Origin of the sequence: Undibacterium sp. SXout20W, assembly GCF_049340285.1 — a bacterium.
GTDB lineage: Bacteria > Pseudomonadota > Gammaproteobacteria > Burkholderiales > Burkholderiaceae_D > Undibacterium.
Genome location: NZ_JBMPPH010000008.1, coordinates 121949 through 133651, shown reverse-complemented (window position 1 = coordinate 133651; position 11703 = coordinate 121949). Strand labels below are relative to the sequence as shown.

Annotated in this window: 11 protein-coding genes; all 11 read right to left on the bottom strand. The window is 45.1% G+C overall.

The window, feature by feature from the left end; translation table 11 throughout:
• Positions 1-222: 222 nt before the first annotated feature.
• Positions 223-765: a phosphoribosyltransferase gene (locus ACO0K1_RS06960; RefSeq protein WP_423024082.1), complete on the bottom strand. Its 543-nt coding sequence runs from the start codon at positions 763-765 to the stop codon at positions 223-225.
• A gap of 18 nt (positions 766-783) precedes the next feature.
• Positions 784-2097 carry an adenylosuccinate synthase gene (locus ACO0K1_RS06955; RefSeq protein WP_423024080.1) on the bottom strand — a complete coding sequence of 438 codons (1314 nt, stop codon included), beginning with the start codon at positions 2095-2097 and terminating at the stop codon, positions 784-786.
• 3 nt (positions 2098-2100) lie between these two features.
• A complete protein-coding gene (locus tag ACO0K1_RS06950; RefSeq protein WP_423024078.1) occupies positions 2101-3252 on the bottom strand; it encodes an ATP phosphoribosyltransferase regulatory subunit in 1152 nt (383 codons plus the stop codon).
• A gap of 115 nt (positions 3253-3367) precedes the next feature.
• Positions 3368-4270, bottom strand: a complete 903-nt coding sequence (hflC, locus tag ACO0K1_RS06945; RefSeq protein ID WP_423024076.1) for a protease modulator HflC — start codon at positions 4268-4270, stop codon at positions 3368-3370.
• Between the two features lies 1 nt (position 4271).
• Positions 4272-5564, bottom strand: coding sequence for an FtsH protease activity modulator HflK (gene hflK, locus ACO0K1_RS06940; protein WP_423024074.1), 1293 nt, complete (start codon positions 5562-5564; stop codon positions 4272-4274).
• Between the two features lie 31 nt (positions 5565-5595).
• Entirely contained in the window at positions 5596-6726 is a 1131-nt protein-coding gene (hflX, locus tag ACO0K1_RS06935; protein WP_423024093.1) for a GTPase HflX, read from the bottom strand.
• 40 nt (positions 6727-6766) lie between these two features.
• Positions 6767-7003, bottom strand: a complete 237-nt coding sequence (gene hfq, locus ACO0K1_RS06930; protein ID WP_423024072.1) for an RNA chaperone Hfq — start codon at positions 7001-7003, stop codon at positions 6767-6769.
• 149 nt (positions 7004-7152) lie between these two features.
• Positions 7153-8493: a ribosome biogenesis GTPase Der gene (gene der / locus ACO0K1_RS06925; protein ID WP_423024070.1), complete on the bottom strand. Its 1341-nt coding sequence runs from the start codon at positions 8491-8493 to the stop codon at positions 7153-7155.
• Between the two features lie 5 nt (positions 8494-8498).
• Positions 8499-9647 (bottom strand): outer membrane protein assembly factor BamB, encoded by a 1149-nt coding sequence (bamB, locus tag ACO0K1_RS06920; protein ID WP_423024068.1) that lies wholly within the window; start codon positions 9645-9647, stop codon positions 8499-8501.
• 12 nt (positions 9648-9659) lie between these two features.
• On the bottom strand, positions 9660-10319 hold the full coding sequence (locus tag ACO0K1_RS06915; RefSeq protein WP_423024066.1) for a YfgM family protein: 660 nt from the start codon (positions 10317-10319) through the stop codon (positions 9660-9662).
• 13 nt (positions 10320-10332) lie between these two features.
• Positions 10333-11694 (bottom strand): histidine--tRNA ligase, encoded by a 1362-nt coding sequence (gene hisS / locus ACO0K1_RS06910; RefSeq protein ID WP_423024064.1) that lies wholly within the window; start codon positions 11692-11694, stop codon positions 10333-10335.
• Positions 11695-11703: the final 9 nt, after the last annotated feature.

Here is an 11703-nt window from a genome sequence, read left to right as displayed (position 1 = left end):
GTCTTGGGTAAGATGTGTGTATGTCATTTCGGGCAACTTTGACTTGGAGGTCTGGAAGGCCGGATGCTACTGCATCTTCCCACCTTTAACCATTTATCTTCAGTTGCACTTCATAGTTGAACTCGCGTTAGATTAATACCTTAGATTAATAACGAAGATTAATTGCAAAAAATCAAACGAGCTCAAAAAAAAACGGAAGCATGACAGCTTCCGTTTAATCCTTTATGCAGTCTCACCTTTTTTCGACCAGGCATTCAATTGATGAGGACGAATACTATCGTACTCCTCAAACGGCTGATGAATCCATGGATTGGTCGGTAAGTAATCCAAATGAAAATCAGGTGCAACCGTGGAACATGCTTTGTACCAGATTACGGCTGACTTCACATCTGTGACTGCAGGAAAATTTTCGCGCAAATGATGCAACACACGCTCCAATGTCACTCCTGAATCGACCAAATCATCAACAACCAGAACACGCCCCTGCAATGTGCCTTTAGTCATCGAAATGTATTTGCCGATATCCAAAGAACCTTGAACTGTGCCTGCATCTTCGCGATATGAACTTGTCGATAAAATTGCCAATGGAACATCGAAAATTCTCGAAAAAATATCTCCAGGGCGCAAGCCCCCACGCGCCAGGCAAAGTACTTGGTCAAACTTCCAACCAGACTCATGCACTTTAAGCGCCAGTTGCTCAATCGAGCGGTGATAGGCATCCCACGAAACCCATAAATCCTTATCGGTAGAGGCTGGTGTATTCATATTCTTATTTTTCCTTCTTTAAACAAACGGATGGCGCAATACGATGGTTTCCTCGCGGTCGGGACCGGTTGAGACCATATCGATTGGCACCCCAACAAGCTCCTCAATACGCTTAATGTAATTGCGAGCATTTAATGGCAAAGCTTCCATCGATTTTGCACCAACAGTTGAATCAGACCAACCTGGCATTTCCTCGTAAATTGCTTCACAGAGCGACGCCTCTTCAGCACCAACAGGGAAGATATCAACGGTTTTATCGCCGAGCTTGTAGCCTGTGCACAACTTCAAAGTCTCGATACCATCCAATACATCCAACTTAGTCAGACACATACCAGAAACACCATTAATCTGCACGGAGCGCTTCAACAATGCAGCATCAAACCAACCACAGCGACGCGCACGGCCGGTTACGGTACCAAATTCATGTCCAACACTCGCCAAGTGCTTGCCTACACCTTGATCAGTTGGTAATTCTGACGGGAATGGTCCCGAGCCAACGCGCGTTGTATAAGCCTTAGTAATACCGAGAATATAGTGCAGCATATTCGGACCAACACCAGCACCCGCCGCAGCATTACCGGCGACACAGTTACTTGAAGTCACAAACGGATAAGTGCCGTGATCAACGTCAAGCAAACTACCTTGCGCACCTTCAAACAACAAATTGGCGCCAGCTTTATGGGCTGCATATAACGCACTCGATACATCAGCGACCATAGGACGAATACGTGGCACCAATGCCAGTGCGTCGTCGAGCGTCTTCTGATAATCAACTGCTGGCGCTTTCAAGTAATTCGTCAGTACGAAGTTATGGTAATCGAGATTTTCTTTTAACTTCTCCGCAAATCGCTCCGCATTGAGTAAATCAGCAACACGAATTGCTCTTCGAGCAACTTTATCTTCATAAGCAGGGCCAATGCCCTTCCCTGTAGTTCCGATTTTTGCCGCGCCACGTGCAACTTCACGCGCGGCATCGAGTGCCGTGTGGTAAGGCAGAATCACTGGACAGGCTTCGGAAATTTTCAGACGCGACACCACCTCAACGCCATTTGCTTGAAGTTTATCGATCTCGCGCAGCAGATCAGGAACAGACAACACAACACCGTTACCGATGTAGCATGCAGTACCTTCACGCATAATGCCGGACGGAATCAATTGCAATGCCGTTTTTTGCCCGCCAATCACTAGCGTATGACCAGCATTGTGACCGCCTTGAAAACGCACCACGCCTTGCGCATGATCCGTCAACCAATCAACGATCTTACCTTTACCTTCATCGCCCCACTGGGTTCCGATTACAACGACATTTTTTGGAGTTTTATTGTTTGACATTACTCAACCTACATTTTGAAGAATCCATTGATCACCATCGAATACGACTACCCTGTTGCAGTCAAATTCGTCTTGTTCATTTTCATGCCCGGGGAAGTTTTGAATAACTACCTCTCCCTGCTTACGCAATTCAGTTATTTTTTGAAGCAGAGCAATATCGCGACTCCAGGGAGCACGAATTGCATCTTTTCTTTCAGCAACAGGCATCAGTCGCGCCAATTCGCGCAAATCCAATGAGAAACCAGTTGCTGGTCGAGCACGGCCGAAAGCCTCACCAACATGATCATATCGACCACCTCTCGCCACCGCATTTGGCAAACCTGGCACAAAAGCGCTAAACATGACGCCGCTGTGATAGTGATAACCTCTCAAATCAGCAAGATCAATTGTCAGTTGCGCTGGGCCGACCAGGCCGGCGAGATGCTCCAACTCATCCAATGCACTCACAATTCCACTTACAGCAGGCAACTTTTCACGAGCAACTTTTAGTATAGAAACATCTCCATATAGCGCTGGTAGCAACATTAGTGCTGCACGCACTTCAGGAGAAAAATCGCGACTAAGCTTATCTATACTAGGCAAATCTTTCGATTCCAGCAAAGAAAATAGCGTATTTTCATGCTTCTTTGCTTCCGGATCGAGATCCAGAATTGCGCGCAATACACCAACATGGCACAAATCAAGGCGAACTTCTTCGATACCAGCTAGCGCCAAACAACCAAGCACAAGTTCTTGTATCTCTGCATCGGCCTCTAAACCAGCATGACCGTAAATTTCAGCGCCAATCTGAATCGGCTCACGGGTAGCATGCAAACCAGCTGGCTTGGTCACCAAGACATTTCCGGCATAACATAGGCGGGTAACCGATACACGGTTCAGCAAATGTGCATCAATCCTTGCAACCTGAGTCGTCATATCGGCCCGAAGACCCATTGTACGTCCAGACACCTGATCGACCAATTTGAAGGTACGTAAATCAGTGTCCTGACCCGCACCTGTCAACAATGACTCAATATATTCAAGCAGCGGCGGCATGACCAACTCGTAGCCATACGATCTGAAGTGATCAAGAAAAACTCGACGTAAGTCTTCAATTTTACGCGCCTCGGAGGGCAAGACGTCGGCAATATTTTCAGGAAGAAGCCAATTAGGCATGAAAAACAATCAAAAAAAATTAAATGAATAAATTCGTTTTACGGCAGCTGTCCAGCAAACAGCGATCTGTACCGAATTTGGTACAGATCGCTGTTTGCTGGATGTATTTTCTGAATTACTTAGATTTTACCGCATTCGCACCAGTGCTAGATACTCCAGGGCTCTTAAAATACTTAAAAAAATCAGAGCTTGGGTCAACAACGACGACATCGCTCTTATTTTTAAAGCTAGCCCGATAAGCTTCCAGACTACGATAAAATTTATAAAACTCCGGATTTTGACCGAATGCTTTGGCGTAAATTTGCGATGCTTCGGCATCCCCTGCCCCACGCATTTCTTCAGAATCGCGATAAGCCTCCGCCAACAACACGACACGCTGACGATCTGCATCCGCCCTGATTTTTTCGGAATCAGCAGATCCAGTTGACCTAAGTTCATTGGCAACACGCAACCTCTCGGCTTTCATTCGGTCGTACACTGAATTATTGATCTGCTCAACATAATCAACACGTTTCAATCTGACATCAACAATCTCGACCCCAATTTGTTTGGCTTCCTCAGTGACTTTCCCACGAATCGCCTCCATTACTTTGCCGCGCTCACCTGAAATTACTTCACGTACAGTCCGTTTTGTAATTTCATCGTTTAATGCAGCTTTTACAATTTGCGACAAGCGATCTTTTGCACCGCGCTCATCGCCTGAAAAACTGACATAGTAAAGTTTAGGATTAGAAATACGCCATTTCACATAAGAATCAACGAGGATATTTTTCTTCTCAGCTGTAATAAAGCGATCAGCTTCATCCGCATCAATTGTCAAAATTCTCTTATCAAGAAATAAAACATTTTGAAATGGAGGCGGCAGTTTGAAATGTAAGCCAGGCTCATCAATCACTGACTTCACCTCACCAAAGGCAAAGACTATCGCAAAATTTCTTTGATCAACAACGAAAATCGTCGAGTAAGCAACCAACAAAGCACCAGCAAATAATGCCAGGAACGACATGATTTTGCTCATGTTAACGTACCTCTCTATCACGTGAATCACGAACTTCTCTGGACCGCAGGTCTTCCTTGCTACTACGAACATCAATCGTAGGCAGCTGCTCTGCCGTTTGCACTGATGGCGAGCTGGAACCTTGTGCCGATGCAGCAACAGCCTTAGCGTTTGACGTTTCAGTCTGAGACATCATTTTATCCAACGGCAAATACACCATATTATTGCCAGATTTTGTGTCCATCAAAACTTTGCTGGTACTTGCGAAAATTTGCTGCATGGTCTCGAGATACATCCGATCACGGGTTACCACCGGCGCCTTCTGATACTCACTCAACACCTGTTTAAATCGTGACGCGTTACCTTCGGCATTAGCAACAACGCGCGATTTATAGCCTTCAGCCTCCTGAAGCATGCGAGAAGCTTCTCCTCGCGCTTTTGGAATCACATCATTAGCATACGCCTGGCCTTCATTTTTTTGACGCTCTTTATCCTGACCAGCTTTCACCGCATCATCAAACGCAGCTTGGACTTGCTCAGGGGGCTGCACTCCCTGCATTTGAACATTAGCAATTTGAACACCCGCTTTGTAGCGAGCCAATATTTGCTCCATCAATGCGGCGACGTCAGAAGCAACTTTTTCTCGCCCTTCGTATAAAACGAAATCCATTTTGCTTTTACCAACAATCTCCCTGATCGAGGTTTCAGCAACCTGGCGTATCATTTCATCCTGATCACGGTTGCTATACAGCCATTCAACAGCATTTTTCAACTTATATTGCACCGCAAATTGAATATCAACAATATTTTCATCATCGGTTAACATCAAGGATTCACGCGCCTGTTTACTCTTTACGTTCGAACGATAGCCAACCTCGACTGTTCGCACTTGCGACACATCAACGATTTCATGGTTTTGAATCGGATATGGCCAGCGCCAGTTCATACCCGCTCCAGCAACGTGCGAATATTTACCAAAAGTCGTAATGACGGCTGTTTGCCCTTCCTGAACGATAAAGGCGCCGCTAATTAACCAAACGAAAACAAATACCAGCACGATAGCGCCGACACCCAATTTTGCATTCACAGGATCAGGATTGAAGTTGCCGCCTTTATCCCCATTGCCGTTTCCGTCGCCATTTTGACCAAGAAACCGAGCCAGACGCTGATTCAAATCCTTCCAGATCTGTTCCAAATCAGGTGGGGAATCAGGTGACTTTTTATCATCTTGATTGTTGTTTTGAGAGCCGCGCCCCCATTGAGGATCGTTTAATGACAAAGTCACACCAATTCTTTTTAGAAATGAACCAATCATTCTCTTGATTTCCAATGAATAGAAGGTTGAGCTACTGGATATTGAATCGAGCATCATCGTCATCCGGAGCGACTTTAATACCCGCAATCTCTGACGCTTTTTTGATAGCAAAATCTGCGATAGATTGCCTCAACAGGTCAAGTCCACCACCTGTTTTGGCGCTCAAAAATATTTTCTCAATATTACCATACTCATTTAATAAGACCGCAGGTTCAAGAGCTGCCAAATCAATTTTATTGAAGACCATTAACTGCGGTATATGATCAGCCCCAATCTCTTTCAAAACTTCATTGACCTGCTCGATTTGATCTGATCTTACAGGGCTATTTGCATCGACAACGTGCAAAAGCAAATCCGCATGAATCGTCTCTTCGAGGGTTGCACGAAATGCAGCAACCAATTGATGTGGCAGTTCTCGGATAAAACCAACTGTATCCGAAATCACAACATTGCCAGCCTCCCCAAGAAAAAGTCGCCTGGATGTCGTATCAAGCGTTGCAAACAATTGATTTGCAGCGTACGCACCAGCCTTGGTCAACGTATTAAACAAGGTAGACTTTCCTGCATTTGTATAGCCAACGATGGACACAGAAAACGTTTTACTACGATCTCTTGAGCGACGCTGGGTCTCTCGTTGTTGATGCAACTTCGCAAGACGCGCCTTTAACATCTTCACACGTTCACCGAGCAAACGTCGATCCGTTTCCAGCTGAGTTTCACCTGGGCCACGCAAACCAATACCACCTTTTTGACGCTCTAGATGCGTCCAGCCTCTGATTAGGCGAGTTGCCAAATGTTGCAATTGGGCGAGTTCAACTTGCACTTTACCCTCATGACTTTTTGCACGTTGTGCAAAAATATCTAAGATCAGGCTTGTACGATCAACGACACGAACTTTCAGGTGACGTTCAAGATTTCGCTGCTGCGCTGGAGAAAGGGCATGATTAAATATCACCAAATCGAGTTGCTCGTCGACAACAAGATCCGCTAACTCGCTGGCTTTTCCTGAACCCACAAATAAAGCAGCATCAGGCTTAGCCCGTTTGCAACTTACCGTGGCAATGGTGTCCGCACCAGCCGACTGCGCAAGCAAAGAAAGCTCTTCCAAACTCGATGCGAAATCCCCCCTACCAAAATCAACCCCAACCAGGGCGGCTCGCATACTTAATGACATGTGCAAATATTATAAAGTACCAAAGAATTTACTCAGTTTCAGATTCAGTATTAATGCTGACAGCGCGCGCAGGAACCACCGTTGAAATGGCGTGCTTATAAACCATTTGAGTTACGGTATTTCTTAACAAAACAACGTATTGATCAAATGATTCAATATGGCCTTGCAGCTTTATCCCATTAACCAGATAAATAGAAACAGGAATATGCTCTTTACGCAGCGCATTCAAAAATGGGTCTTGTAAAAGTTGCCCTTTATTGCTCATAACAGCTCCATTGTGTTGTTGTGATCAGGAGTTGGGGATTGTTTGAAGTAATTCAAGCAATCCGATAATAATTACAAAGCTACTGTAATCGATTTTATTACTAATTGAGTAACTTGATGCTAGTTAAATCCACTTCTACCACTCCAGGGTTATTTGGATTTGTCGAACGGATTTTTACCAGACCGCATTTCGATTCTCAACGGTGTCCCTGTTAACGAAAATGTTTCTCTAAAATGTTTTTCCAGGTAACGCTTATAGACATCACCAACAGCCTCAAGGGCATTACCATGAATCACGATAATTGGAGGATTTTGACCACCCTGGTGAGCATAACGCAACTTAGGTCTAATGGAACCTTTGCGTTTAGGCTGCTGATGCTCAACAGCCTCTATTAAAGCACGGGTCAGTTTTGGCGTCGATAAATTTGCCATTGCAGCTTCATAAGCTGCATCAATTGATTTCATTAAAGGGGCAATACCAGTTGATTTTAGTGCTGAAATAAAATGGAACTTTGCAAAAGTGAGGAAATTCAACTTACGCTCGATATCAAATTTAATTTCATCGCGGCGATCACTTTGCAATCCATCCCATTTATTAACACCAACGACAAGTGCGCGCCCTGACTCCAAAATAAAGCCAGCAATATGCGCATCTTGTTCGGAAATGTCTTGCTGCGCATCCAAAAGAAGCAATACCACATTCGCTTCAGAGACAGACTGCAATGTTTTAACGACAGAAAACTTTTCAATTGCTTCAAAAACTTTTCCTCGACGGCGAATACCGGCGGTATCAATCAAGGAATAGTGCTTACCATCACGTTCAAATGGTATTTCTATCGAATCGCGAGTCGTTCCTGGCATGTCAAATGCTATAACCCTGTCTTCACCAAGCAACGTATTTACCAAGGTAGATTTACCAACATTTGGACGGCCTACGATGGCTATTTTAATACCGCGAACTACATCGACAGGCTCTTCAACCTCAGCTGGTCGTTGAGCAAAAGCAATGTTTAATGATTCTTCGACTAAATCCGCGACGCCATCACCGTGCGCAGCAGAAATCACGTAGGGGTCACCCATGCCCAATTCATAGAAGTCGGCTGTTACAGCGGAATATCTCATCCCCTCCGCCTTATTAACGACCAACATCACAGAACGACCAGACTTTCTTAAAAAGTCAGTGATTGTTTTGTCGTGCGGCGTCAATCCCTGGCGGCCATCAACTATAAAAATAACAACATCAGCCTCAGCAACCGCTTGTTTGGTTTGCTTTGCCATTTCATGCAATATCCCCTCTTTAGCAACTGGTTCAAAACCTCCAGTATCTATAACAAGAAAGGGTCTCTCTCCAACCCGACCTTCACCATAATGGCGATCGCGCGTCAAACCAGGAAGGTCTGCCACTAATGCGTCGCGTGAACGGGTAAGCCGATTGAACAGCGTGGATTTGCCGACATTAGGTCGACCTATAAGTGCGATAACCGGCTTCATTTGTATTACTCGGCTGCGATTGCAACCACTAATCCTGATTTTGTTTGAACAATCAAATTTGAGCCAGCCACAACTGGTGCTGCTAAAATTTGACTACCATCGGTAGCTACCCTACCAATGAAAGAACCATCTTCTCGAGAGAGAAAATGAACGTAACCTTCGAAATCGCCCACGGCAACGGAGCGACCAAAAGAAATAGGTGCCGAAAGATGACGACGAGCAAGTTTGTCATTTTTCCATGCACTAGAACCACCTTCGCGATTAAAAGCATTCACTACACCACCATTATCGGACGCAAATACAAAAAGTTCATCGGCACTTACGCCGACTTCACTCGAAATATTTTTCAACCATCGTGGAGTACCTGTACTCAAATCAAAACAACCAACTCGCCCCTGATAAGAAGTGGCGCAAACGTCCTTTCCAACGACCACTGGCGTACCAGAAACATCAGCCACACGCTCTAATTCTGTATTACCTTTTGGCTCACCAACAACAGCCTCCCACCGGAGCCCACCATTTTTGAGCGCGAGTGCAGACATGTGACCACCCGGCAACGCCACGATAACCTGATCACCAGTGACCACCAGCCCCGGAACAGCACGCAAAATCAGAGGTGGCAATGGACGCTCTACTGACCATTTCTTTTGACCACTTTGCAGATCATAAGCACTGATTTTATTATCGTTACTACGCACAACAACCAAGCCTGAACCGATTGCAGGTGCAGATAAAATTTCCGAAGACTCCTGCTTGGTCCAACGGACTTTACCGTCGCCATCAAAAGCAAGCAAATTACCCTTGTCGCCGGCAACCACAATCGTGCCAAGACCAGCCGCAACACCGCCAGTTAAGCCCATGCCCGCATTGACACGCCACAAAATACGACCAGTCATCCCATCTAATTTTACGACCGAACCATCCGCAGCAGCTGCATAAACGTCAGTTCCATCCACGGCAGGGGTAAACTCAGATTTACCAGAACCACCAACGGAAACGGCCCACGCCTGTCTAACTGATAAACTTGGCTTTATATCTACCAGCGGTGCTGGCAGCTTTTTGGGATCCGGTTTTGAAGCAAATGGATTCAAAGACGAGCATCCTGCCATTAGGCAAAATACTGCCACCGAAATAAATTTGGCGGAAAATTGCATAAACAACTCCTGTTATTTGCTGACTACAACTGCATCAGTTGCAGAACCACCAATGGCATCCAGCTTAACTTGAACCAATTGACGTGCTGGACTTTTATCAGTCATTTTATCGATCGCTGCTTGATATGCTTTTCGTGCCTCATCTACATGAGCCTGAGCAACCAAAACATCACCTTTGCGGTCAAGTACTTCCGCTTGCAAATCTAACGGAAAATCACCTGACAGCTGCATCAATGCTGCATCATAATTTTTTTCATCCAAAGCAATACCAGCTAAACGAATTTTCGCTAACGCCTTGTAATCATCATTTTTACCTGTGTCAATGACCCACTGCAATTGGGCTTTTGCGGTTTTAAGATCATTAGCATCAAATGCACTCTTCGCCGCGCTCAGAGCGGACATAGAAGCATAGGATGTCGATGCAAATTTTTCTTTCAAATCATTCGCTGCACGTTGCACCTTAGCATCGTCCTTTGCTGCGACCGACTTTTGAAGCTCTTCGTACAATTGTGAAGCTTGCCCAGACTGATTATTCTGATAGCTATTCCATTGCATCCATGCTGCATAGGCAACAAGCGCGATGATAAGCAACCATGTAATCAAATTACCATATTGTTTCCAAGCTGCTTTAAGGGTTGCGAGTTGTTCTTGCTCTTCAAGATCGTAAGCCATGTTCTTATATATTTTAATGGTGAATATGAATATGATTAGGGTCATCACAGCAATCTGCGTCTGAACCCACACCAGCGATTTGGTCTACCAAATAATCAATAACTGCATCAAATGGAACGCTTTGTTGGTTACCATTCTGATCATCCGATCGCATAGATTTAATAGTAACCGAATTTTTACTAAGCTCATCTTCGCCAATAATCACAGCGTAAGCGGCTCCACTGGCATCTGCCTTCTTCATTTGCGATTTAAAATTGCCGACGCCTGTCGCAGTTGCGCAATGTAACACAACATCCAGACCTGCATCGCGCAATCTCTCACCCAAGATAAACGCTTGCATTTGCGCAGCATCGCCTTGGTGAACAAGATAAACATCGCACAACGCGGTATCGTTTAAGTCACCGGCAGCCTTCATCAGCTCGATTAGCCGTTCGATACCCATACCAAAACCGCATGCTGGCGTAGGTTTGCCTCCAAAAGTAGAGAACAACGAGTCATAGCGCCCGCCGCCACAGACCGTACCTTGAGAACCCAGTTCATCTGTGATCCACTCAAAGACTGTCAAATTGTAATAATCCATACCGCGGACGAGACGTGGATTAATCTTGAAGGGTATGCTATTTGTTCTGAGTATATTTTGAACGCCTTCAAAATGCGCAAGCGACTCTTCACCAAGGTAATCCAATAACTTTGGCGCAGCATTGACCAAATCTTGCATAGCAGGATTTTTAGTGTCCAATATACGCAGAGGATTAGAATGAAGTCGACGTTGTGCTTCAGCATCAAGTAAATCGATATGCTGCTCAAAATACGAGATCAAAGCAGCACGATGCAAATTTCGTTCGGTTGAGTTACCGATAGAGTTTATTTCCAGACGAATATTTTGCAGGCCGAGATCATCCCATAATCGCTGACACAACATAATCAGTTCAGCATCGATATCCGGACCACTAAAGCCTAGCGCCTCCGCACCAACCTGATGAAATTGACGATAACGACCGCGTTGTGGACGCTCATGACGAAACATTGGTCCCGTGTACCAAAGGCGTTTCGGGCCATCATAAACTAAATTGTGCTCAATCGCGGCACGGACGATACCGGCAGTACCTTCTGGCCTCAACGTCAACTTATCGCCATTCATCGAGTCCTCAAAAGAATACATTTCTTTTTCGACGATATCGGTTACTTCACCAAGGCCGCGGGAAAACAATGGCGTCGCTTCCACAATAGGCGTACGAATTTGTTGAAATCCATAGCTTTTCAAAACCGACTGCACCGTATTCTCGAACAACTCCCACAAAGGAGAATCACCGGGAAGTAGGTCATTCATACCTTTTACACCAACTATTTTTTCTATTTTCTTATTTTCTGACATGACCAACCT

What these genes read in the sequence shown, in the direction of transcription:
- ACO0K1_RS06960 (WP_423024082.1), bottom strand. Translation starts at nt 765, where the DNA reads ATGAATACACCAGCCTCTACCGATAAGGATTTATGGGTTTCGTGGGAT.
- ACO0K1_RS06955 (WP_423024080.1), bottom strand. Translation starts at nt 2,097, where the DNA reads ATGTCAAACAATAAAACTCCAAAAAATGTCGTTGTAATCGGAACCCAG.
- ACO0K1_RS06950 (WP_423024078.1), bottom strand. Translation starts at nt 3,252, where the DNA reads ATGCCTAATTGGCTTCTTCCTGAAAATATTGCCGACGTCTTGCCCTCC.
- hflC (WP_423024076.1), bottom strand. Translation starts at nt 4,270, where the DNA reads ATGAGCAAAATCATGTCGTTCCTGGCATTATTTGCTGGTGCTTTGTTG.
- hflK (WP_423024074.1), bottom strand. Translation starts at nt 5,564, where the DNA reads ATGATTGGTTCATTTCTAAAAAGAATTGGTGTGACTTTGTCATTAAAC.
- hflX (WP_423024093.1), bottom strand. Translation starts at nt 6,726, where the DNA reads ATGCGAGCCGCCCTGGTTGGGGTTGATTTTGGTAGGGGGGATTTCGCA.
- hfq (WP_423024072.1), bottom strand. Translation starts at nt 7,003, where the DNA reads ATGAGCAATAAAGGGCAACTTTTACAAGACCCATTTTTGAATGCGCTG.
- der (WP_423024070.1), bottom strand. Translation starts at nt 8,493, where the DNA reads ATGAAGCCGGTTATCGCACTTATAGGTCGACCTAATGTCGGCAAATCC.
- bamB (WP_423024068.1), bottom strand. Translation starts at nt 9,647, where the DNA reads ATGCAATTTTCCGCCAAATTTATTTCGGTGGCAGTATTTTGCCTAATG.
- ACO0K1_RS06915 (WP_423024066.1), bottom strand. Translation starts at nt 10,319, where the DNA reads ATGGCTTACGATCTTGAAGAGCAAGAACAACTCGCAACCCTTAAAGCA.
- hisS (WP_423024064.1), bottom strand. Translation starts at nt 11,694, where the DNA reads ATGTCAGAAAATAAGAAAATAGAAAAAATAGTTGGTGTAAAAGGTATG.